This window comes from Bacteroidales bacterium, assembly GCA_012519055.1.
GTDB lineage: Bacteria > Bacteroidota > Bacteroidia > Bacteroidales > Salinivirgaceae > JAAYQU01.
Map to the genome: position 1 here is coordinate 1 of JAAYQU010000037.1, position 25,224 is coordinate 25,224.

20 protein-coding genes are annotated in these 25,224 nt (G+C 36.4%); 11 read left to right on the forward strand and 9 right to left on the reverse strand.

All coding sequences use genetic code 11. The annotated features are described in order from the left end of the window. From GX311_06660 to GX311_06670, 3 genes are all read left to right on the forward strand, one after another. Positions 1-999, forward strand: a 999-nt coding sequence (locus tag GX311_06660) for a beta-ketoacyl-ACP synthase II (GenBank protein ID NLK16058.1), incomplete at its 5' end; no start/stop codon positions are given. 11 nt (positions 1,000-1,010) lie between these two features. Then, entirely contained in the window at positions 1,011-1,733 is a 723-nt protein-coding gene (rnc, locus tag GX311_06665) for a ribonuclease III (GenBank protein ID NLK16059.1), read from the forward strand. A 31-nt stretch (positions 1,734-1,764) separates the two neighbouring features. Further along, the gene (locus tag GX311_06670; GenBank protein NLK16060.1) at positions 1,765-2,256 is read left to right on the forward strand and encodes a hypothetical protein; all 492 of its coding nucleotides are present in this window, start codon (positions 1,765-1,767) and stop codon (positions 2,254-2,256) included. On the opposite strand, the gene GX311_06675 is transcribed toward GX311_06670, so the two are convergent. The 3 genes from GX311_06675 to GX311_06685 all read right to left on the reverse strand — a co-directional run bounded on the left by GX311_06675 (position 2,253) and on the right by GX311_06685 (position 5,499). Continuing rightward, on the reverse strand, positions 2,253-2,810 hold the full coding sequence (locus GX311_06675; GenBank protein ID NLK16061.1) for a TlpA family protein disulfide reductase: 558 nt from the start codon (positions 2,808-2,810) through the stop codon (positions 2,253-2,255). The two genes, GX311_06670 and GX311_06675, sit on opposite strands and share 4 nt — an antisense overlap. Before the next feature lie 183 nt (positions 2,811-2,993). Then, positions 2,994-4,742, reverse strand: a complete 1,749-nt coding sequence (locus GX311_06680) for a hypothetical protein (GenBank protein ID NLK16062.1) — start codon at positions 4,740-4,742, stop codon at positions 2,994-2,996. Positions 4,743-4,878: 136 nt separating this feature from the next. Next, positions 4,879-5,499 (reverse strand): DUF479 domain-containing protein, encoded by a 621-nt coding sequence (locus tag GX311_06685; GenBank protein ID NLK16063.1) that lies wholly within the window; start codon positions 5,497-5,499, stop codon positions 4,879-4,881. A 144-nt stretch (positions 5,500-5,643) separates the two neighbouring features. Between GX311_06685 and GX311_06690 the strand changes: the two genes are divergently transcribed. Beyond that, positions 5,644-6,987 carry a GTPase gene (locus GX311_06690; protein NLK16064.1) on the forward strand — a complete coding sequence of 448 codons (1,344 nt, stop codon included), beginning with the start codon at positions 5,644-5,646 and terminating at the stop codon, positions 6,985-6,987. A gap of 65 nt (positions 6,988-7,052) precedes the next feature. Here GX311_06690 and GX311_06695 read toward each other — a convergent pair whose 3' ends face one another. From GX311_06695 to GX311_06705, 3 genes are all read right to left on the reverse strand, one after another. After that, positions 7,053-7,505 (reverse strand): type I restriction enzyme HsdR N-terminal domain-containing protein, encoded by a 453-nt coding sequence (locus GX311_06695; GenBank protein NLK16065.1) that lies wholly within the window; start codon positions 7,503-7,505, stop codon positions 7,053-7,055. Between the two features lie 236 nt (positions 7,506-7,741). Continuing rightward, positions 7,742-8,281 carry a GNAT family N-acetyltransferase gene (locus tag GX311_06700; protein NLK16066.1) on the reverse strand — a complete coding sequence of 180 codons (540 nt, stop codon included), beginning with the start codon at positions 8,279-8,281 and terminating at the stop codon, positions 7,742-7,744. A gap of 7 nt (positions 8,282-8,288) precedes the next feature. Next, positions 8,289-10,412, reverse strand: a complete 2,124-nt coding sequence (locus GX311_06705) for a hypothetical protein (GenBank protein NLK16067.1) — start codon at positions 10,410-10,412, stop codon at positions 8,289-8,291. A gap of 150 nt (positions 10,413-10,562) precedes the next feature. Here GX311_06705 and GX311_06710 point away from each other — a divergent pair, with 150 nt between their 5' ends. The 5 genes from GX311_06710 (at position 10,563) to GX311_06730 (ending at position 16,272) form a co-directional block, all read left to right on the forward strand. Beyond that, positions 10,563-12,290, forward strand: a complete 1,728-nt coding sequence (locus tag GX311_06710) for a M23 family metallopeptidase (protein ID NLK16068.1) — start codon at positions 10,563-10,565, stop codon at positions 12,288-12,290. Beyond that, a complete protein-coding gene (locus GX311_06715; GenBank protein NLK16069.1) occupies positions 12,283-13,356 on the forward strand; it encodes an anhydro-N-acetylmuramic acid kinase in 1,074 nt (357 codons plus the stop codon). The genes GX311_06710 and GX311_06715 overlap by 8 nt, the downstream gene beginning before the upstream one ends. A 25-nt stretch (positions 13,357-13,381) precedes the next feature. Beyond that, complete coding sequence (locus GX311_06720; GenBank protein ID NLK16070.1) at positions 13,382-14,170, forward strand: PhzF family phenazine biosynthesis protein; 789 nt, start codon at positions 13,382-13,384, stop codon at positions 14,168-14,170. 44 nt (positions 14,171-14,214) lie between these two features. After that, positions 14,215-15,357, forward strand: a complete 1,143-nt coding sequence (locus GX311_06725) for an iron-containing alcohol dehydrogenase (protein NLK16071.1) — start codon at positions 14,215-14,217, stop codon at positions 15,355-15,357. Positions 15,358-15,483: 126 nt separating this feature from the next. Further along, the gene (locus tag GX311_06730) at positions 15,484-16,272 is read left to right on the forward strand and encodes a hypothetical protein (protein NLK16072.1); all 789 of its coding nucleotides are present in this window, start codon (positions 15,484-15,486) and stop codon (positions 16,270-16,272) included. Positions 16,273-16,546: 274 nt separating this feature from the next. Here the strand turns inward: GX311_06730 and GX311_06735 are convergent, their stop codons facing one another. The 3 genes from GX311_06735 to GX311_06745 all read right to left on the reverse strand — a co-directional run bounded on the left by GX311_06735 (position 16,547) and on the right by GX311_06745 (position 21,417). Continuing rightward, positions 16,547-17,803 carry a hypothetical protein gene (locus GX311_06735; protein ID NLK16073.1) on the reverse strand — a complete coding sequence of 419 codons (1,257 nt, stop codon included), beginning with the start codon at positions 17,801-17,803 and terminating at the stop codon, positions 16,547-16,549. Positions 17,804-17,906: 103 nt separating this feature from the next. Beyond that, positions 17,907-18,770, reverse strand: a complete 864-nt coding sequence (locus tag GX311_06740) for a Bro-N domain-containing protein (protein NLK16074.1) — start codon at positions 18,768-18,770, stop codon at positions 17,907-17,909. A gap of 43 nt (positions 18,771-18,813) precedes the next feature. Next, entirely contained in the window at positions 18,814-21,417 is a 2,604-nt protein-coding gene (locus tag GX311_06745) for a hypothetical protein (GenBank protein NLK16075.1), read from the reverse strand. A gap of 132 nt (positions 21,418-21,549) precedes the next feature. Here GX311_06745 and GX311_06750 point away from each other — a divergent pair, with 132 nt between their 5' ends. Both GX311_06750 and ccsA read left to right on the forward strand, forming a co-directional pair. Beyond that, on the forward strand, positions 21,550-22,740 hold the full coding sequence (locus GX311_06750) for a hypothetical protein (GenBank protein NLK16076.1): 1,191 nt from the start codon (positions 21,550-21,552) through the stop codon (positions 22,738-22,740). 31 nt (positions 22,741-22,771) lie between these two features. Continuing rightward, positions 22,772-25,174, forward strand: a complete 2,403-nt coding sequence (ccsA, locus tag GX311_06755; GenBank protein NLK16077.1) for a cytochrome c biogenesis protein CcsA — start codon at positions 22,772-22,774, stop codon at positions 25,172-25,174. The last annotated feature ends 50 nt before the right edge of the window (positions 25,175-25,224 follow it).

Here is a 25,224-nt window from a genome sequence, read left to right on the forward strand (position 1 = left end):
GAAGCGGTAAAAAATTCAGGTATCAATCTTGAAACAATCAATAAAGACCGTGCTGGTGTAATATGGGGCTCTGGAATTGGAGGTTTAGACACATTTACTTCGGAAATTTCAGAATGGGCAAAAGGAGACGGAACTCCGCGCTTTAGCCCATTCTTCATTCCGAAAATGATTACAAACATGGCATCGGGATTATTAGCAATTGAATACGGACTCAAAGGCATTAACTACACTTGCGTATCTGCATGTGCCAGTTCAAGCCACGCTATGGTCGATGCAATGAACTATATTCGCTGGAACAAAGCCGACGTGGTATTAACAGGTGGCTCAGAAGCAGCTGTTAACGAAGCCGGCGTTGGAGGTTTTAACAGCATGAAAGCTATTTCAACCAGAAACGACGATCCAAAAACAGCTTCACGCCCATATGATGCAGATCGTGATGGTTTTGTTATGGCAGAGGGAGGTGTTAGCCTGATTTTTGAAGAGTACGAACACGCTGTTAAACGCGGTGCAACCATATTAGCAGAAGTTATTGGTGGTGCAATGAATTGCGACGCACACCATATGACTGCCCCAGATCCTGAAGGAGATGGAGCTGCTACAGTTATGAGTCTTGCTATTCAGGATGCAGGGTTAAAACCAACTGATATTGACTACGTTAATACTCACGGAACTTCAACAGGATTAGGTGATATAGCAGAACCTAAAGCACTGCTAAAAACTTTCGGAGAACACATTTATAAATTAAGTGTAAGCTCTACAAAATCAATGACAGGACACATGTTAGGTGCAGCTGGAGCAATGGAGGCATTAGCATGTATTAATGCTCTTCGCGAAGGCATTATACCACCCACAATCAACCTGTTCAATCTTGACCCGGAAATAGATCCGAAGATTGACTTTACTTTTAACAAAGCTAAAAAACGTGATATTAAAGTAGCTCTTTCAAATAATTTTGGATTTGGAGGGCACAATGCTACCATAATATTCAAAAACATGTAACATTCTCTTACATGCATAAAAGTATTAAAGCTTTAGTTTCAATATTTTATTGCAGTAATAGTGGATTAAGAAAAAAGTTAAAGAAAATAATTGGATTTAATCCGTTAAACATTGAGTATTACAAGCTAGCCTTAATTCACAAATCGGCTTCCTTCGTTTCATCAGACGGCACTACAATAAACAACGAACGCCTTGAATTTCTTGGCGACGCTGTGCTTGGTATGACCGTAGCCGAGTATCTCTACAACAAATATCCCGATATGACAGAGGGAGAACTAACTAAAATACGTTCAAGATATGTGAATGGCACTAATTTAGAAAAGTTTAGTAAAGATTCAGGGATTGATAAAATAATCGTTACACGTGCCAATCTACGAAAATCTATTCACTTAACGGGTGATGCTGTTGAGGCTCTGATAGGTGCAATATTTCTCGATAGAGGATTTGGTAAAGCAAAACTCTTTATAATAAACAAGTTTTTACCCTCATGTATATCTGTTCAAAACAGAAATAATGCAATATATAACTTCAAAAGCGAATTGATTGAGTGGTGTCAACATAAAAAAATTGATTTCAGATACGACACTATACTACATCCTACATCAAACAACCATAGACCGCTTTTTATATCAAATATTTACATTAACGATAGAATAATGGGTGTTGGGGTTGGACGCTCAAAAAAAGATGCAGAACAGGCAGCCTCACGCGAAGCTCTCTACGCTTTTCAATAATAAGTAATTGCAAAATTACTGAACAAACAGCATGGCAAAAAGGAACATAATAACAACACCCGATATTACTAATGATGACAACATTATAATAGGTCTTGTGACAGACATTGTCTCATATATGGCGTGTTATCAAATAAGCTCAATAATGAACTGTCACTTATCAATACATTATTATGAAGATAATGAATCATCAGACGAAACTATATATTTTGAATATTTTAAATGGAGTTCTGAGACTAAGGGTAAAAAAATTTTAGTTATTCCCAATATTCAAAGCTTTGATACATTCGAGAAATCGCCCACATCATCACTTTACGCTAATGAAATAACTATCACAACAAAAGATTACACATTACTTCCTGTATGGAAACATGTAAAATATATTATGCGCTTCGAAGGATATGAAAACAAAGAAATTATTGACATAGCGGAAAAAATTAGGGGGTCAAAAAAAATGCAGCTAGTTATAACAAACTACGCATCAGAAATCGACAATATTTCTGTAATATATTTTTTTAATTAATTACGCAACTTTTTAGTTTTCAACTCTTTTTCTATCACTTTTACCATTTGGTTAAAGCTATCTAAAGTAAAACCATAGCCCTGATATATTAAAACTCCTTTCTTGTTAATAATATAATTTCTAGGTATCATTTTCTCAGCATACATACTATAAATCTTTCTGTCGGGGTCAGCTGCAATATTGAAGGAGAATTTCTTATTACGATTAAATATTTCAAGTTCTCCGATTTGATGCTCTCTGCCTATAGAGATTATCACAAACTCATCATCACTATATTTTTGCCTAAGTAAATTTATATGAGGCATTTCCTCCATACATGGGCGGCACCACGTTGCAAAGAAATTTATAAGAATCACTTTCCCTCTCAACTTGTCAATATCTATAACTTTCCCATCAATGGTTCTGACAGTGAAAGTTGGAGCTGATTTCCCTATATTAACAAACGAATAAGCATCTTCGCTCTGAGAACAAACAAGAAGAGGAAAAGATATGATAATAAAAATAATTACAGACTTAATCATCTCAATAGTATCACTGTCTTGGTATCGTCTCAAAAATCGTGCAAAGTGTAATTTTTTATATCATTAAATTAATCATTATGGCAATAAAGACGTGTTTTTATGCACCTTTGGAAACAGCATTCCAATGTATTGATTAATCCTCGATAATACTAAATCTAATAAAAAAGCAGCCGAACCTGTCGGCTGCTTTTAATCTATAAATAAATTGCTTTCCCGTTAACCTACAATTGATGTAAATACGGCATCGCTAAAATATTTGAAAAACTCTAGGTCTTTTTTAGCATATTCTTTAAGCTCTGGTAACTTTTCACACGCTGTGCGTAAATTGTTCATTGTAAGATCTGAATCTTGACGACGAGCACCAATAATAGCTTTCAAGTAATATACATAAGCATCTTCTTTGTTTTCAACTTTATCAAGAATTTCAAGAGCAGAGTCGTAAGCTCTTTCATTTTGTGTTTGACTGTAGCTTACTACTTTTTGTAATGCATTGTTGAAAGTATCAAATCCTGCTGAGTTGAAAAGATTTCCTGCTTGCTCATATTTTCCTTCTTTCAATGCTATTACAGCTTGGTTGTAACTAGCTTCTTTCGAGCCTGAGCCTCCTGCACTTAAAGTTTCTTTAGCTGCAGCATAATCTTTGCGCATCAATTGGCATGCGCCAACGTTATTTGTTACAGTAGCATTCTTTTCAACATCACCTGCAGCTTTAAAATATTGTTCAGCTTCGTCATATCTACCTTGTTTAAATGCTGCCCAACCACAGTTGTTGTGTGTTCTCCAATCATCTGCATAAAGCTCAGCTGCTTTTTTGTAGATATTATATTGATTGTCTAAATCACCTTCATATAAAGTAGCTGCAAATAAAATTTCTTCGAGTTTTAGTGTATCAGGATTATTGATTGCTAAGTCTTTCAACTCTTCATCTGTATAACCACTTACAGTTACAATAACTTTAAATTCTGCACGACGAAGGTCGGGTAAAATTTGTTTTTTAATTTCTTCGAAAGCAGCAGTTATGTTTTTAATCTCTTTTTCACGTACAACGGGATCGGTGTACATTGAAAGAACTCTCAAGATTAAATCTTTATCTTGAATGTCAGATTCCTGCATTAATTTTTGGAAACCTTCCCAGTCTTCTGCAGTAGAACGAGCTTTATATGCTTCTGGAGCAATCTCAATTTTAGCTTTTTTATATGTTTGATTCAAGAATTTTTGAGAAACATCTTTACGTTTTTCCGAAAGTTTGGTGTTCAACTCTATTGGACCATCGGGAGATGCGTAAGCTTCTAAGATTATGTCTTGAATTTCAACTCTTTCTGCTTGTGAAACTTCAACGATATAATCTTGCAATGCTTTAATCTCTTCTTTTTTCAATTCTGAAGAACGAATGTCTGATTGATTGATAAGGAAGTTGATTTTTGCTCCTTTTTCTTCGCTTGTTGTACGAACGAAATTATCTGAAGCGCGAACAACCATTGCATCTGCTTGAAGCAACAATGGTGTAATTATTACACCGTCAGCAATTTTCTTGTCGAAAATTCCAAGCGTTTTACCTTTCATAGAACCTTCTCCTCTTGCAAAAAGTTCTGCTTGCATCATGCCTTCTTCATATGCGAAGACACCTTCGATTTCAAAGCTTCCTCCTGTATCAAACGATATCGTTTGATTGTTTCCTTGGACATCTTCTCCTTGGAATTTTTTAGAAGGAATAGTAACCTCTTTTCCAGCGAATTTTAGCACTGGAGTAACTTCAAGCTCAGCTTTTTTAATGAAGAATTTCGGAGGAAATGTTCCTTTGATTTTCACTTTTACGCTATCGCCGTGCAATTCTAATATTTGTGGTGTTACCTCAAATCTAACATCGTCGGCTAGCTTTTTCATTTTTTCAAGGTTTTTACAACCGCCAAGTGCAACAACTGAAAGTGCTGCAGCTGATAGTAAAATTAGTCTGATTTTTCTCATATTCATTTGGTGTTTATGTGATTAATATCAAAAATTATTGTTTTAAAAAATTATTTTCAAGTACATGATTACTAATACCAGTGTACAAATTTATTAAATCATTTTTAATAACAAAAACTTTGAGCAAAAAATCTATTTATCTTATCATTTTTATTACATTATTTTTTATGTTGTTAACCTCATGATAATTTGTTTTTAACTTTGTTAAGACTGCCAATAGAGTGTTTAAAAAATTGCTAAATACCTTATTTTCACTACTTTCTAAAATTTCAATGGCTCTATCTGGATCCCCTTTTACCCCTCTATATTTACCTAGTCCAACAAAAACATTTTTTAGCGTATTTAAGTCTTTATAAAGAGTCAACCACTTGTTGCGAACAAAAAAGGGCAACATTACTTTACCTTTAAGTGGTATTATGGAAAAATTTTGTAACAAAATAGTGTTTATTTTTTTTTGAAAATCAAATAATGATAGTTCACAAAATTCTTTCCAATGTTTTGCCAGCACATAATCATATGCCATGTCGGCAATTATTCCGCTGTATCGTCCATGTGATTCAACAAAAAGCTTCTTTACTTCTCTATACTCTTTGTTTCTATCGGTAACAAAATCAATTTGTCTGTGCATAAGTATCCCGCGCGATATTTCAGAAGGGTATTCCTTATATTTGCTTCCTTTAACAAAATCGGCAATAAAATTACCAATCATCAAATCTTCATCTTCGTGTCCTATATATAGATGTGCCAAATAGTTCATAAAATACTGTTCATCAATATCTAATGTTGTATAATATGTTTCTTAACATATACGCTGTGTTAATAAAATGAACACTAATAGTGTTTAATTTTCTTAAATTTGCTAAAAACAAAGTTAATTAAAAAAATAAAGGAGGATTTACTTATGTCTAAAAAAAATGTGATTATTATTGGTGCTGCTGGCAGAGATTTTCACAACTTTAACACTTACTATCGCAATAACGATCAGTTTAATGTGGTAGCATTTACAGCTGCTCAAATTCCCGATATTGACGGCAGAAAATATCCTGCAGAACTAGCAGGACCTTTATATCCACAGGGAATTCCAATTTACGCTGAGAGCGAATTAATGGACTTAATCAAAAAATTTAAAGTTGATGTATGTGTGTTTTCATACAGTGATGTTACCTATCAATATGTTATGAGCCTTGCTGCAAAAATTAACGCTGCAGGAGCAAATTTCGTACTATTAGGAACTAAAGGGACACAAATAAAATCAACAAAACCCGTAATTGCTGTTTGTGCAGTTCGTACTGGTTGTGGTAAGTCGCAAACATCTCGTCGTATTGTAGAATTACTTGAAGCAAAAGGATTAAAAGTTGTTACCATTCGCCACCCAATGCCATATGGAAACATTGCAGCGCAAAAAGTACAACGTTTTGCAAAAATTGAAGACTTAGCTAAACATAAATGTACTATCGAGGAGATGGAAGAGTACGAACCACACGTAGTAGCAGGCAATGTTATCTACTCTGGCGTTGATTATGAAGCTATTCTTCGTGCAGCAGAAAATGATCCCGATGGTTGCGACGTGATTCTTTGGGACGGTGGTAATAACGACTTCTCATTTTATGAAACTGACCTTATGGTTACAGTAGTTGACCCACACCGTGCTGGTCATGAGCTAAATTACTATCCTGGCGAAACCACTTTAAGATTAGCTGATGTTGTTGTAATTAACAAAATTGACACCGCTGATGCTGCAGATATTCAAACGCTACGCGAAAACATTCAAATGGCTGCACCTAAAGCTGTTGTGGTTGATGCAGCGTCTCCAGTCACTGTAGATAAGCCTGAAATGATTAGAGGTAAAAAAGTATTGGTAGTTGAAGATGGTCCAACCTTAACACATGGTGACATGAAACTTGGTGCTGGTATTGTCGCAGCTCGCAAATTTAGTGTTGGTGAACTTGTTGACCCAAGACCATACGCTGTTGGAAAACTTGCAGAGACATTTAAAACATATCCAAATATTGGAACACTACTTCCAGCAATGGGCTACGGAGAACAACAAATCAAAGACCTTGAAAAAACTATTAACGCTACTCCTTGTGATGCCGTTATTATTGCTACTCCTATCGATTTAAGCCGTGTTGTTAAAATTAACAAACCAACCATAAAAATTGGATACGAGCTTCAAGAGATTGGAGAGCCAAATTTGGCAGGACCAATTAACGATTTCATTAAAAAACACAAATTAGGAAAATAGTTTTGTAGTTTAATAACTAAAGCCGGCACAAATAATAATTTGGTTGCCGGCTTTTTTATGATGTTTTAAAACATATCACAATAATTGGGAATTTCGCTTAATTGCGATGTGTTGCCTGTATCAAAATTAACTTTATAACCAAATAGAACCAATCCATTGGTAACTAATAGGTATTCTGCCTTAACTGTTAAGTTGTAATTTGCAATCTGCTCCAAGGTTTCTTGAGTGATTTTTACAACTGGAGCTTTACATTCAACAATCATAACTGGTTTACCAGTTTTGTCACAAACAATAATATCAGTCCTACGCAATCCAACATTACTTTTGTGAGCGGCTTCTGTTTTCATCAAAGCCAATGGATAATTTCTGTGACTAATCAGAAAGTCAACAACATGTTGTCGTACCCACTCTTCTGGAGTTAATACAACCCATGTTTTACGAACTGGATCGAGTATGTATTGTCGATTATCCTCCGTTTTTATTTTTGGATTAATAGGAGGGAATATTAAATCCTGCACTTTATAGAATAATATTTGACTGATTGAGTTAAAAACTTTGTTTTAGTACATTTAGCCATAAAAATAGCTAAACCCATTAGTTTGATTTTTTAAATATATAGTATTGTTTATAATTAATAGGTAATTAATATTTCAACAGATTTATGATTTTCCTGTAAACCATTATTATATAGTAACAAAAATTTGTATCCGATTGTATCACGAAAAATGTATAAAACTTTATTAATAAAATTATCTTACAATGAGCTGTTTATTAATTGCATTGATATTTGATCAATCCAACCTGTTTTGGTTCTTAGCCATTGGTGTTTACGACCGCAAGAAACAAATCCGAGCGACTCAAATAGTTTGATACTAGGTTCATTATCAGCTGGGATTGTACAATAAAGTTGTTTAAGTAGTAATATGTCAAAAGAGTAGCGTACCAACAGTTTAAGAGCTTCTGAAGCGTAGCCTTTTCTACGATTTTCATCGGCAGCAATTAAGATTCCTACTCCTGCACGTTGATGCTGTGGGTCAAAATCATACAAATCAATAGAACCTACAGTTATTGCTTGATTGTCATTAGTTTCTATCATTAAGCGGAGCTGTCGCATTGCAAAAATATCTCTATTTGCTGTTTTAACATATCGAATTATCTCATCTTTGCTAAATGGAGCTAATGTAGTGCTAATAAGCCAAACTTCTGTATTGTTCTCCCACTCAAAAATAATTTCAGCATCTTCAGGTTCTACTGCTCGCAAACGTATTGAATTACCTGTTAATGAAATGCTCATATAAAAACTATTTTGTTATAATTAAAATTGCTGTGCTACTGAATCCCAATATTTTCAGCTGTTTTTGCATCTGCTTAGCTGAGTTTAAATCTTCAAACGGATAAATATAACGATAAATTCCATTGCGATCTATTATCGTACAAATATTTTGAACTTCTGGCAGTATAGAAATATCTATTGGTTGAGCCGAAGCCCAAATTTGAACGTAAAAGATCTGATTTTCAGTTTGATTTGTTGGTATTTGACCCTCTTTTATGGGCTTTATTCTTTCTCTATATTCGTCATAAACAGCAATATAAGCCCGCTTAAAATTACCATTCGATAATTTTGACATCACGATTGCCGCCTCCCAATAATTTTCAAATATTCCAAGACAATAACGTGGATTCCTTCCTGAATTATCAATCCAAACATTTGTGTAACCTAATATGTTTATTTTATGATATCGCAATGCGTTAACATCTTCAAAATTATCAGATAAGACAATTGTGTATTTTTGATTCTCGGCACTGTTTCTAAAATATTTTGCATCTGAAATATCAATAACAGAATATTCAGGATAAATGCGCACAGATGAAGATATTGTAAAAATTCTATTTTCCGGAAAAATATCCAAGTTACTATTAATTGCATTTACACTATTTGAAAAATTAGCAGTCTCTTTAATAGAAATATTTTTGTCAGATATTCCATTGTCAACCAGCAACTTTCCAATATAATTCCATCGCTCAATAGCAATTTTCGATTTGCTGTTTTTTACCGCCTTGCTCCTACTGATTGAATAATTCCCTTCCGATATTTTTGTTGTCTGTAGCCATGTTTGCAATTCGCTAAGTTGCATATTATCAATGATACCTACATTCTGATTAAAAAAAACGTCGAAGGAATTATCTGTTTTGTTGTTAAAACTTGCAGCGAAATCAACAATATAAAGAGGGTAATTATATTTTGGCGGGATTTTTATATCACGTGTGATAGTTCTAATCTCGTTGCCAGAAATGGTAACGTAAGAGTTTTTATCGCTGTTGTTATCTATTTCAAAAACTTTGGAAATGCCATCTATAACTGTTGTTTCTACTAAAATCCCAAGCGAATCTAAAACTGAAACTTGTATATTTTCACTCTGATTTTCAGACTTACAAGCTACTATCCCTTTGACTTCAGGATAAAAATCACTCTTGTTTTTTGCCGACCGAGATATATTCAACTTACTAGATGTTTTAAATTCAACTTTAACGTCAATAACTTCATTCTGTTGCAATGTGGCATCTATATCTCTCCTTGTGATAATTCCCATTTTTCCATCATCAAATGTAAAAAGGCGAACGTCACTTTTTTCTGTATTTATGTTTGAGCCAATGTTTAAGGCTTTATTCCAATTGCCAGCAAATGAACTGGTTGAGTAATAAATATCAAAACCTCCAAAGCCTCCTTCCCTATCACTTGAAAATAGTAAAACCGAGTCGTTTTGAGTAAATTGTGGATAAATTTCATTGTAAGTTGTGTTTATCTCAAGCGATATACTCTTGATTGATAACGAGTTTTGATTATCCTGCAAGATTACATAAAACAAATCGTAACCTCCCACACTACCCACACGCCGACTCGAAAAAACAACAGTTTCTCCTTTCATGTCAATAGTTGCCGAGTGAATTGGGAATCCACCATTAGAAAAACCCTTTATAAGTGTGGGTTTAGAGTTGCGCGATTTATTGGTTTTTAAGGTATAGAGTGATGTTCTTGTTTTTTCATCTGTAAACAAAATTATTGAGCCTGTCTGACTTGAACCCACAATAACTAATTTCTCTTTTTTATAGATATAAGGCGTGCGAAACTCAGGCAATCCCCAAACAGAATCGACAAATGCCGAAACAAATGGAATATTTAACTTAATAGGGAACTCTGTGTCAATACCTTTATGTGTTACGGTTTGCTGAAAAAGTATTGTTTTATCGTTTGCCAGAACTATCGGAAAATCAGCATTTTGAAAAGCTGAAACATCGCTAAAAATAGAATCCTGACTAATTTGATTTGACAAAACAGCTTCATAGTAAATGCTGATTTTTGAATTGCAAAAAAACGTTTGCACTACTGTCAAAAACAAATAAGTAAAAGCTAGTTGTTTAAACATAATAAACTGATGAAGTAGTGGCAAATTTACTCTTTTTAAGTATAGAAAAGTTTTCTATTGCCTAAAATCAGTATTTGGAATTAATTCAACAATGGTTTTTATTATCTTTGTTGCTCTAATTAACGCTGTTTTGATAAAAATCTAATTATTATGTTTTTTAAACTATTGGCAATTTGCCTTTTATCACTTTTAATTACTGTAAACAGCGTAACATCCCAGCCGTATTTTTCAAACCCTTTAGATATTAATCAAACCTTATCGGGCAGTTTTGGCGAACTTCGCTCTTCCAACTTCCACTCCGGCATTGATATAAAAACCAATGGTGTAACAGGTCATAATATTTACGCAATTGCTGACGGATTTGTAAGTCGCATAAATATTTCCCCTTTTGGATATGGGAAAGCAATTTATATTGACCACCCTAACGGTTACACATCTGTTTACGCACATTTAGACGGCTTTGTGTTGCAAATTTCGGACTACATTGAAAGAGAACAGTATGAAAAACAGTCGTTTGCTGTCAATCTGTTTTTAGAGCCAAATGTAATGCCCGTTAAAAAAGGAGACATTATTGGGTTTTCTGGAAATAGCGGTACAAGTATGGGACCGCACTTACACTTTGAAATACGCGATACAAGAACACAGAAGGCATTAGATCCACTCAAATTTAATTTCAATATAGTTGATAATATTCCACCAAGATTTTACAATCTATATCTATATCCATTTGGGGAAAACAGCCATGTCGACGGTGAAACTCAACGCATTAGAAAACACATTGTTAGAAAAGGTAATACATTTCAACTTGCCAATAACGATACCATAAAAGCCTTAAATCGAATAGGATTTGCGGCACACGTTAACGATAGGGTAAATAACAGTAATAATATTTGTGGCATTGTTAATCTTATTGTAGAAGTAGATGACATTAAAACGTTTGAGTTAAACATATCTGAAATATCATTTAACGAAGTACGATACGTGCAGTCGCATATCGACTACGAATTATACCAAAAACAAAAACGTTTAGTACACAAATGTTTTATTGAACCTGGCAATAAGTTTTCCAATTACACCAAAATCAACGGAAACGGGTATATGCAAGTTGGGCCTACTGACACATTGGATGTCAAGATTACAGCATACGATAGCAATAAAAATCGTTCAACAATAAAGTTTGTAGTTTGCGGCTCAAAACAAGTTACTGGAAAAGTTCACGAACAAACATATATTCAAAAGTTTGTTCCAAACAGTTCTAACATATTTGAAGATAGTATATTAAAAATAATTACTCCTGCTAATGCTCTTTACGATACCGTTTTGTTTAACTATTCTGTTTTGCCTAAAAAATCTAATACAGCAACGTCTGTATATCGAATAGGAAATCCTAATACTCCTTTGCATAGACCCATTGAAATTGCACTAAAAAACTTATCAATACCGGTAGAGTTATCAGACAAAGTTGTTTTAGTAGATTGTTCTACAGAAAAAATCACTTCGATTGATGCCAAACCTACTGTGAATGACAATGAAATTATTGGAAAAACCAGAGTGTTTACTGATATATCAATAGCTTACGACACAATTGCACCAACTATTACTCCTCTCAACATCAAAAACAATGAAAATATTACCTCAAAAAAGTCAATAAAATTAAAAATTATTGATAACTTGAGCGGCATAAAAAGGTACGACGGTTTTATTGACAACCAATGGGTTATGTTTGATTATGACGCTAAAAACGATTTATTAGAATACACCTTTGATTCTAGATTCCCCAGCGGTATAGAGCACGTCTTAAGAATTACAGTTTCTGATAATGTGGGAAACATATCAGAACGAGAAATTAAGTTTATAAAAGAGATGCAAAATGACTAAAAAGAAAACCTATTGTATAGGAGTAATGTCGGGGACATCACTCGATGGCTTAGATATCGCTTTATGCAGCTTCTGGGAAGAAGACAATAAGCCAAAATTTGAAATCATTGAAGCAGAAACCGTTAACTATTCAAACGATTGGTATTTTAAGCTCTTATATATGCATTATTTTTATGCGTACCAATTTTCATTGCTAAATAACCAATACGGACAATTTATTGGCAAACAAGTAAACTCTTTTATCGAAAAACACCGTATAAATAAGAAAGATATCGCTTTCATTGCCTCACATGGTCACACTGTTTTTCATACTCCAGACAAAAACATAACAGTACAAGTTGGTGACGGCTCGGCGATTTATGCCGAAACTGGTATTAAAACTATTTACGATTTTCGACGATTAGACATTTATCGGGGAGGTCAAGGTGCACCATTAGTCCCAATTGGCGATCATTTACTTTTTTCCAATTATGAATTATGCCTAAACTTGGGTGGCTTTGCTAATATTTCATATGCAAGCGACAATGGCAGAATTGCTTACGATATTGTTCCTGTAAACATCGTTCTTAACGGTATCGCTCAAAGTGTTGGATTAAAATATGATGCAGAAGGCGAAAAAGCCTCACGTGGCCACACAAATGAAGAGTTATTAGAAAGATTAAATTTATTAGAATATTACACCAAAAAACCTCCTAAATCTTTGGGACGCGAATGGGTAGAACAGAATATTAATCCATTAATTGAAGTAAACGATATCAATGTAAAAGATATGTTGCGAACATATGTCGAACATATTTGTATCCAGATTAACAATGCTGTTTCGAAATTTCCAAAAGGAAAAATACTCGTTACCGGAGGGGGAACTTACAACACATTCTTAATAAATCGGTTACAAGAATTATGTAAACATGAATTAGTTATACCTGAAAAAAATATAATTGAATATAAAGAGGCCCTAATTTTTGCATTTTTAGGATATTTAAAAACCACGAGCCGTGTTAACACATTAGCAAGTGTAACTGGTGCAATCTGCGATTCTATTTCAGGCATCGTTATTGAAGAATAATAAAACTGTACCCAAAAGTTAAATAATGCAGCTACAATGTTTTCAGATTGACGCTTTTACAAACAATTTGTTCGGTGGCAATCCTGCTTGTGTTGTTCCTCTCAACGAATGGCTGTCTGACGAGATTTTACTTAAAATAGCAAAAGAAAATGCAGTTGCAGAGACTGCTTTTTTTGTCGACAAAGGAGAGAAAATCCATTTAAGATGGTTTACTCCCGATATTGAAATGGATTTATGTGGTCATGCAACATTAGCGACAGCTCACTGTTTGAAAACAATTATAGGGTACAAAAAAGAGAGTATCGTTTTTGAAACTCTGAGCAGAGACTTGACTGTTAATGTAGAAGGAGATATATACAAATTAAATTTCCCTGCAAGAGTGCCACAGCCAGAAAATTTGCCAAAAACTATTAAACAATCACTCAATATTCAACCCGAAGAGGTGTTAAAATCACGTGACTATCTGCTCGTATATAAGAGTGAAAGCGATGTTAAAAACATAAAAATCGACAAACAGATTTTTAACCAAATAAACATTGATCCGGGCGGCGTTATTGTTACTGCTAAAGGTGATAATTGCGATTTTGTTTCAAGATTTTTTACACCACAAGCCTCTATTTTAGAAGACCCTGTAACAGGCTCTGCTCACTGCTCGCTAATTCCTTTTTGGGCAAAAAGACTTAACAAGAACATACTTTCTGCCACACAAATTTCCGAACGAAAAGGCGAACTATTTTGCGAAAACAGAGGAGAGAGGGTAATTATCGGAGGTAGGGCAAAAACGTATTTAAAAGGTACTATCTATATAGATTGAAAAAGATTGAACACTGAATAACAATTGATTAAAACTATAAGTAAATGGAAATTTTCAATATATACAACCCTGTTAATGTTCATTTTGGAAAAGACGTCCTCAATGATTTTGAACAAACTGTTGCTCAATACGGTAAAACTGTTCTGCTAATTTATGGAGGCACTTCAACTACAAAACACGGTTATGTCGATTTAATAAAAAACAAATTAATCAATCATAAAATTGAAGTTTTTGAATACAGCGGTGTTAAACCAAACCCGACAGTTGAACAAGTTGCCGAGGCTCAACAAATTGCAATAGAAAAATCGGTTGAATGCATTGTGGCACTTGGCGGAGGAAGCGTAATAGATGCTGCTAAAATAGTATCAATTTGTGTTCCCGAAAAGTTAAACCCTTGGTTAGTAATGACTCGTAAGCAAAAGGCAACCAAAGCATTACCTTTAATTACTGTATTAACATTAGCTGCTACTGGAAGCGAAATGAATAATTCTGCAGTAATTCAAAGTCAAAATGCAGGTAAAAAAATAGGATTAACTGACCCTTTAATTTATCCTAAACACTCGTTTCTAAATCCTGAGTTTACCACCACAGTACCGGTCGAACAAACCGCCTACGGAGTTGTTGATACAATTGCTCACGCTATAGAGGCGTGGTTTGGAACGGGAATGCCAAATCTTACTAAAAAGTTTGTATCCTCGATTATCACAGAAACCATGCACTATGGACCTCTAGCTATAGCTGACCCTAAAAATTACGAATACAGATTTAACCTTATGTTAGTTGCAACCTGCGCTCTTAACGGAATTACCGAAATTTGCTGCAGTTATGGAGATTGGGGTGTGCACAGTATAGGGCATGAGCTTAGTTTTCAGTTTGATATTGCCCACGGTGCAAGTTTAAGTATAGTTTTGCCAGCTTGGTTAAGACATCATGCCAAACATCTCGACAAAGAGATATCTCAACTCGGAACATACCTTTTCAATCAACCAGACACAATGAAAACCATTGAGTTATTAGAAAAATTCTTTTCTTCAATTGGTAGTCCTACATCACTCCCATGGAGAAACATAACGAAAGAACACAAACAACAAATTATCGATGGTCTGAATAAAAACCGTGCCGGAGGGTATGTTCACAAACTAACCGATGATGATAGAGCATCAATAGTTAATTTAATGTTTAAATAATTATAACTGCCAAAACCTACTTACCGAATTAATATTTCACTAAAAAACAGCAACTTAGATGACAAAGTAGCATAAAAGTAAAACAAGCACGGTATTTGCATGCTATATTTTACATATCTTGAATTAATGAAAATACAGAGAGAAAACTTATACGAAAAATTGCGTTTGATTTTATCTGAAGGAGATCAAAGGGTTAATATTTTGCAGGAATCTGTTGATGTCCTACAGCAGATGTCGTATTATAAATTAACAAGAAAGGCGAAGAAAAACATTAAGCAAGATGTTGATTATCTGTCAGATGTGGCGCAACTTTACGATCCTGAGGTGGATTTATCAAGAAAGAAACTGCTTTTATGTACTCTTGCTTCTATAGATGATCCCAAATACTTCAGGGCTATCGAAACATTTAAAGAAAATGCACCAGAAGAGTTGAAAGATTGGACAACTTTAGCTCTTCAAGAGAGTAAAATGTTGTTAGAGTCATCGCTATTAGATACTAAACAGCTGTATATCAGTACAGGACTTGGAGGCAAAGGCGAATCTTTGCGATTTTTTGCTGCTATTATAAACAAAACTGGCACTCCTTTCGATAGTGCGCAACGCGAAATCATCGAGAAAGAGTTTGACTTTCAGTTCAGACAGCAAAATGGCGAAATTGAAGAGATTGAGTTCAATGATAAGTATGCTCAAATAATGTGTCTTTTACCTTTAGAACTCAACGTCGGAGATGTCGTAAAAGGAGCTGTCAAAGAGTGCAATACATACGGCGGATTTATTGAAGATAACTTTTTGCTTACAAACGTTAAAAAGTTAAATACAGAGGAAATCAATCAATTACTTGAAAATCCGAAAATGGACGATGAAGAAGATGATGACGAGCTGTATATGGATGACTTTGATTTGGAAGAAGAATAGGCAATTTGCAATTAGCAATGTGCAATGAACAATTGAGTTAAATGCATTGCATTGAGCGTAGCCGAAGTGTTAAAAGTTTGTAAAGCGGTGCACTGAGCGCAGCATTTCGGTAAGCTCAATAACCACCGAAGTGTTGAAAGTAGTTGGAACACAGAACACACAGATTAGACAGATAATCACAGATTTAATGTTGGTGAGACTGCTGTAGTCGCACAAATCTTAATGATTCAATGTTGGCAATTAACTAACAGCCAGTTGCTTTCAGCTTTTATTTTTATTTTGACAACAAATCTAAGGTATATTCAAGCACTGTGTCTTTTCCCTCTAAATAATCTTCGGCAGACTGACGGACTAAATGGTGAGGTTCTATACCAACTCCCTCCATCGGAAAGCCCTGTGGAGATATTTGCATTTTTTTGCGCGTAGGTATTCTGAAAACGATGCCGTGCGAGGTTTGAAATTCACGCGGTCTATTTCCTGTATCTCCGCCTGTGGGTTCGCCAATTACAGTTACGTTTCCACTCTCTTTCAAGTCTATAACAAAATTTTCAGCAGCAGAAAATGTTGCATTCCCTATTAATAAATAAACTTTTCCTTTGAAAGATTCTACAACAGGCTCTAATTGTTGACCAGAGACACAAGCCGTTTGAGGTTTGGCGATAAAATATTTTGCAATTTTTTCACTCGTACCACTGTTCCCACCACCATTTTCACGCACATCAATTATTATATGTGAAGCATTACTCAAACTTGGATAGACTTGTTGGAATTGTGGAAAAATACGATTTCCGCCCATAGTTATAATCTTAAGATAAGCAACACTGTCATTCAACATTTTTCCAATAACATATAGTGTGTCTATGTCTGATTTCAAGTCTTTATACAATGGAATAGTAACCTCTGATTCACCCTCTGCATTCCGAATTTTAAAGGTACGAACCGTATCCGTATAGCTGGTAAAAATGTGATATGTTAATTTTGTAAGTCGGTGTTCTAGAGTTGATGACCCTGCAAAAAGTTTTTCTGCATCCAGCCACTCACCAATAGGAATGTTATTAATGGCTACTATCTCATCTTTAGGCTTAATTATTGTTGGATTTAACTCCTTATTTATCACGCCGTCCACAAAAACGCGATTATCTATAATCGTTGCCCAATAATTACCTTTGTAGCAATAAAAATTTACAGATGTATGCCCATTTTGTAATTCAGCAAAAAACTGAGCTAATAAATTGGTGTATTCAATTGAACTTTGGGTATTTTCCACCTGTTTAGCATATTTCTCAGCGAGTTTATCAAAATCTATTCGCTGAATAACAAAAGAGTTTGTTCCTTTCAGTATTTTACAAACTTCTTCAAAATCACTCACTCGCTCACTTTCCGAAAGAATAAGTTCATTCATATACACCCAAGGATATGACTTTTGTTGATATGCAATTTTCAAATAAACAAATAAGCCCACTAAAGATATCACGAGCACACCTATTACGATAAAAAACCACTTGAGAATTTTCTTTATTGCTTTTTTCATTGTTGTTATTGTTTTTTTACACTTATATAATCCAAAACAGATACTGTCCAATAAACTTGTAAAGACTAACCAAACTAAATACAATAAAAAGAAGTAGGTAGATTCAACTATCTTTGCTACTGTCTTGGTTTGTATTCAGGTTCTTTTTATTTAACAGAACTCCTTGTTTAGCACTTAACGAAGAGATTGCTTTTTCGCCTGTTTTTGCTTCCAATTCAAGACGTGCATTGCGCGCTATTTCCCCACCCTGACGCGCTACATTGCTGTGTTCTTCCATTGTTTCTGGATTTGAGGTTTCTGATATACGTGTAGTTGACAATTCTGCTAACATATTCAAAACCAACTCGGTATTTGTCATATTATCTCGCAAATTTTCCTTTTTCAACCCCTTGAATTTCTTATACTCCTTAGCGGTTTTGCCAGCCCATGTCTTGTAGATAATATCGGTTAGGGAAGCAAACTGAACGCCCTCTTGCAACCCACGTTTCTTCCATTCATCGGTAAGATCTTTTCGTATTTCAATACTTTTCAAGCGTTGATTTATCCAATTGTCAGAATAACCCAAACGTTTATAATCTTTCATTGCTTGATCTATCGACAATTCAGGATCTTGCAGCTGATCCAAGCGTTCGCGGGCTACTTGCGCAATCCACAGCTTAAACGGCTCAGCTTTAGGAGATGGTATAGACTGAATTAATCGAAAAAGTTGCTCTGTATCAGCTACATCTGTTAATCTCATTTTGCCATCTGCAGCACGCATTTTCAAACCGTGACAATTCGTCACGGTTTCATTGCCCTCTTCTTTTAAACGTTGCTTTAGTTTTCGCCAATAGGCGGTAGGATCTACGCTATCCGTGAGTATAGCAACGGTATCTACAATAGAAAAATACCATTTTTCCTGCTCCTCGTCCCAAACGGTGCGAACCCTTTTCTCCTCAAACAGTTGTACAGCTTCTCGCTGTGTCATATTATTCTCTTTCTTTAACTTGGTTAATGCAATTTTGAAGTTTTTACTTCGCCTCAGCCGGCGTTTTCAAAAACTTTACAAATCTTTTCCAAAAACGAATCACTTTTTTCCGCTCAATAATTCCCCAAACTATTAGCCCTGCTAATACTATAAGTGCCACAACGCCAACTGCTTTAATCCACGCAATCATAAGATTATTGCTGTGCAATAGCTTAGTATGCTGTTCAGGTGTGGCAAAAGATAATTTCGCTATTTCTGCAATCTTTGTCAACATCCGATTAGGAATAGTGCCTTTTGGAATATCTATATGACATGCTACACAAGAATTTTTGCGAGTCAATAAATCACGCTGCGATTGTGTTAGCGGTATAGAGGTAGGCCAGTGAGTATCAATAGTTTGTACTTGCTGTCCGTCGGGGGTTAGCAATCGCATAAAATCTCCGTGTAACTCGCTTATGGCGGCTATTTGTACCTGTGTATATTTACTCACATTATTTCCCTCAGCGTCAACTACATCGGCATAACGAGGTGTGCCCGGCGTTGCGTCATAAATTCCTCCATCAATGCCGTATCCTGCTGCAACAGGGTTTCCATGACAATCGACACACTCTCTTGATTTTAAAGAAGTTGTATGTGGATTGAGTGGAGCCAATTCTATAGCGTCGTAACCCTCTTTCGTTTTGGCTACATGGTTCCACACAACGGTTTCACCATCTTTGTCAATCACCGTGCTAACTGTTTGAATTACACCAACTAATGGAGAAACTCTTCCCTCGCCGTTGACACCAAGCGGGGCGTTCTCCCAACGGATATGGCTGTAGTCACCATAAGTAGGTGCGCCCGGCTGCATTGCAAACTTCTGATGATAATCGGCTGTTGTTCCGTCCTTTCCGTAGAGTTGTGGCGAGCGTAACCAGTCTGTAGATGATTTGGAGTAGTCAATCACGTATCTATACCCGTAATATTGTGGCATCCATGTAGCATGACAAGCATAGCACTCCAATTTTTCAATGTGTTTGGTGCTAACCATTGCTACTTTGGCATCTATCGGATTTTTCCAACTCTTTTTCTTAGCTATCTCTTTTAGCGTGATAAGTTCAAACTCATTGTTGCTTCCGTCAGAGTGCACAATAACGCGGTCGCCACGCCTTACTACGTTGCCTAACGGATTTCCTCGCGCCGATAGCAAATAGCCGTCCTCTTTTGGATAAGTGATACCAAACTCTTGGGTAACCTTAAGTGGCTCATCGGCTACTCCTCGGGCTTGCTTCATATCTAATGTTTTATCAAACTCGTCGCCGTAGCCCAATGGAAGTTCCCATGGATAGTGAGTGGGCGTTCCGTGACAGTCGGCGCACTCAATCTCTATCGCACCCAAAGAGGCAACATCAATATTTCCATTACCATGTATGCCTATGGTTGTATGGCAATCCTGACACAGAAGTCCGTTAACCATTTTGCCATCTTTTTCTATTTTTCGGTGAACGTCTCCCTGCATATATTTAAAAACATAACCTGCATTGGGCTTTTGCGGTAACCCTTTTTCATCGAAAGGACCTTTATTATAAGAGGATTCCAATGGCATAAACCCTTGGTAAGAGTGACCAATTCTGCGTCCGCCGGCATGGCAAGCGGCACATGTAGAGACTTGTACACCACTTAATTTTTGGTCGTTAAAGTTTATACTCGACTTTCTTGTTCCTTGCATGGCGTGTACCATCAAGTGTCCGGGTCTGTTTTTGGGGATTTCGGGGTCACCACCCTCATAATAGCCCTCATTGCTGTAAACACTGTGACAAGCTGCACAACCCATTCCCCGATAATGTCCTCTGCCCTGATTTCCTTTATTGCTCAAGTGACAAGCATTACAGTTGCGCAGGTAGGTAAATGCTGCAAGCTCTGGGTTTGTCTTTATATCTTCGGCAGAAACAGTGGGAATCTCTTTTAGTTCAGATGGGAACTGTCCTGGGAAAGTAGCTGCCATCTCTTTCATGTAATCAATGTATTGTTGAGTCCCAAAACGGGGTGTTGCTCCGTCAGTATCAACAAGTGTACTGTTGGCATAAACATGGTCGTAATTTTCGGTGCCAATGCCGAAGCTCCATGCAATTGCTTTCATCTTGCCTGCATCGCTGTTCATCATTGATAGTCGAACATTATAGACATGATCCTCATGACACTGTCCACAAGTATTTTCATTTACTTGTAGTGCTGCAGGAACAGGCGTAAACGCAGCCAGCAAACTTCCTTTAGGAACTCCGCTGTGTGCCCTGTCTTTATTGTGCAATTCAGATGGTGTGCCTCCATGACAAACAACGCAACCGTTGGGATCGCCAAGCGATGCGCCTTTTTCTAATATCTGCTGCATCATCTTCGAGCCGATGGGACGTGCAGGTTCTATCCCCTGATGACAGGCGAGACAGTACTTGTCTTCGGCAGGAAACGGCTTTTCTGCTACAATTTGCGAAATATCAGGGTGTACATAGTGCTCTGACAAGTCCTGTGTTGATTGTCCACTATCTGCACGTGACTCGCCGATAAGATTGGCATAATAAGCTAATATCCAGCCTACTACAAATAGAACAAAAACCATTAATAGCAGGCTGCTTATTTTTCTTTTTCGTGTGTTCTTATTTTGTTTCGACATAATGCATTCTTTTAATATATTTGTGCAATATCACTATTTTTTTTCAAATAAACATTTAAAACTTATTAATAAATCTTAATAAGATTATCCACAATAAATTCGTCTAAAAAGCGAAACTAAAATTAAAACATTATGAATAGGATTTTCACATTTTTCATTGCAATCATTTCAACCACTCTTGTAGGTTATCTAAACTGCTCGTCTCTGTTGGCTCAAGCAACTGACCAAGAGACATCTATCACCGATTCTTCTGCGCAAAATACAAAGCAATCTGTGGATGCCGCACTACACCTGCGCCCCGCTTATCACGCACAATTCGCAGGGAAACCCATGGGGTTTGACGATGGCTCATTCCGTTTCGACCACGTAATGATTGACTTTGCAGGACAAATTGTCCCAAAACTCTCTTACAAATACCTACAACGATTAAATAAGGTTTCACCGATTTTTTCAAAAGAAAACTTGCCTTCCTCGATCGATTACGCCTATTTAAAATATGCGTTTAACGAACAATTTTATATGATCGCCGGAAAACAAGCCCTTTCCATTGGAGGTTTCGAATACTACAAATATCCTGTAGAAGTTTATGATTACAGCGGTATAATAAATAGTGTAACGTGTTATCTTACTGGTGCACAGATAGCGTACGCCCCTACAAAGAGTCAAGAGCTGACCTTTCAGGTTCTCAACAACCGTATGGGTACTTGGGAAGAAGCTGTAGGAAGACCACAGGTAGGCTTACAGATTGAGGCACCCACCGTGCCACTATACTATTCGCTTGGCTGGAATAGCAACTATTTCAACAACGCTCTGCAACTTCGTTATGCTGTAAACTACACTTCACCTGCAAAAAACAAAACACTATTTATGGTAAGCGGAGGACAAAAGTTTCAATCAGGTCCTTTTAGCATCTATATTGATGCTTTCTACCAACGCTCCGAAATTGACTATCTTGGCGAAATTAGAAAACTGACTGCTGATCCGATAAATATTGCAGAGTATGTTGACTATCTTTCGGTGCTTGGCGAAGTAAATTACAGATTTCATTCCAAATGGAATATTCTTTTGAAATGTTTTTACAACGATTTTTCTACTTATAAATCAAGTGGTTATTTAGACAAAGGCAGTTGTCTGACTTCGCTGAATTATCAAGCTGGTATTGAGTACTATCCTTTAGAAGATGACAATTTGCACTTCTTTTTCACCTCAACATTTAAACAATATAGCGAATCAAAAATGGTACAAATAACCACGCCTGCCGATGAACTCAGACTCTCGGTTGGCTTAGTTTATCGAGTTCCTGTTCTTTCGCTAAAGCGTTGATTTAGTATATACGTAACGAAAAACGTTATTTATGGAAAAAACTAAACGCTACCTTTCGTCATACAAAACAACAATAGTCTTGCTACTGACTTACGCGGCAGCAATGGCTATTGCTACTTTTGTCGAAAAAGATTACGGAACAGAAATGGCAAAAAAGTGGGTCTACTACTCTCCCGCTTTTTTCCTCTTGCAGTTTTTGTTAGTGCTAAATTTTATTTTTGCATGGAGAAGATATGGCTACTTAAAGCAGAAGCGTTGGGCTCTTTTAACCGTGCATCTGGCTTTTGTTGTGATTTTGGGAGGTGCACTAACAACGCATCTTTTTGGGAAAGAGGGCACTGTACATATTCGCGAGGGAAGTAAAACCGACGAAATGATTGTCCGCACAGGCGACAAGCTTAGCATTGAGAAGTTGCCGTTTGTGTTGGAACTGACCGATTTTCGCCTAAATCGCTATCCCGGTTCGGCAAGTCCTTCATCATACGAAAGCGACTTGTTAGTACATGTTGACGGCAAAACACAAGAGGCAAAAGTATTTATGAATAACGTTTTAGACGTGAAAGGATTCCGATTTTTTCAAGCCTCGTATGACCAAGATGAGCTTGGAACAATTCTATCTGTAAACAAAGATGTGGCAGGCAGAACTATAACTTACATAGGTTACCTTTTGCTTTTCTGTGGATTTTTACTCGGCTTTATAACGAAAAACTCTCGTTTTCGACAGTTAAGCCACCGGCTTAAAAGTTTACGAGAGGATAGTAAATATCTTATAATCACTTTATTATTCTTGCTGGTTGGAGCAACCGCCATACAAGCACAATCCACAGAGAACGTGCAAAATGTTACAATTCCACAGGAACATGCCGCTCAGTTTGCTGCATTACCCGTGCAATCGGGTGGTAGAATTATGCCACTGCACACACTTTCATCAGAAATAGTGAGAAAAGTTTACAAGGAGCAAAAAATGGCACAATTTAGCCCCGAACAGTTTTTGCTAAGCTTCCTTGCAATGCCACGAGTGTGGATTAATGAACCATTTATCGCAATAGATAATAGCGAAATCTCATCGCTCTACGGGTTACCCAAAGATTATGCCTCTTATGTTCAGTTTTTCGATGAAAATGGTAATTATAAGTTGCTTAATCAGATGCAAAAGATTTACGGGAAGTCTCCTGCTGAACGTTCAGCAACCGATAAGGACATGATGAAATTAGATGAGAGAGTCAACATTGTCTTTCAGCTATTGGACTACAGTCTGTTACGAATTTTTCCCGACCCAAACGATGAGACACACACTTGGTATTCGCCAAACGTTAATCCGTCTATTTTTCCAAAAGAGGATTCTCTGTTTATTGCTTACTCTTTCAAACAGTATCTTGTTGAAGTTAACAACTCGCTACGAAGCGGAGAGTGGAGCAAGCCCGAACAGTTACTTACCGAACTGAAAGAGTTTCAATTGAAAAACGACATCGGAAAGCATATTGACGATGGAAAGATAAAAGCAGAAATCAGCTACAATAAACTGCGAGTTTTCGACCGGTGTAAGTTGTCATATTTTATTTTAGGTGGTTTACTACTTGTTTTTGCCTTTATGCAGTTGCTTAAAAAGCGAAAATGGGAGAATATCGGCATTAAAATTTTGACTATCGCTATCTGGTGCATTTTCTTATTTCACGCTTTCGGCATGGGAATGCGTTGGTATATAGGCGGTTATGCTCCGTGGAGCAACTCCTACGAGACAATGGTGTATGTAGCTTGGGCAACTGTTTTGGCAGGAATTATCTTTGGCAGAAAAAGTGCCATTACAATGGCGTTAGCAACGCTTTTCGGCGGGATAATTCTGTTTGTTTCAGGATTAAACTGGATGGATCCAGAAATCGGGACGTTGGTACCTGTGCTTAAATCGCCTTGGCTGATGTTTCACGTGGCAGCTTACGGTTTCTTTGGTATTGGCTTTTTATTGGGAATTGCTAACCTTTCTTTGATTGCTTTTGCAAAAAAGAGCGAGTTAATTCGCTTCAGAATAAAGGAGTTGAGCATTACAAACAATATGGCTCTGCTTGTGGGGCTTGCACTGATGACTATCGGCACGTTTCTCGGAGCCATCTGGGCAAATGAGTCGTGGGGACGTTACTGGGGCTGGGACCCTAAAGAAACCTGGGCACTTATAACGGTGGTTGTTTACACCATTGTAACGCATATTCACTTAACTAAAAAACGAGATAATATTTGGATTTTTAACCTATTATCTGTACTTGCATTCGCCTCGGTTTTAATGACTTTCTTTGGGGTCAACTACTTGCTGAGCGGCATGCACTCCTACGGAGTAACGGAAGGAGTCTCTGCTGTATTTATCTATATTGTCCTTGCTTTTGTGGCTTTAGGCGTGTTGGGTGTTATTTCTTATCAGAAGAAATATTTGAATCAAAGGTAGAGACAGGGCATGCCCTGTCTCTACGTGTCGATATTGTCCTAAAACATGTT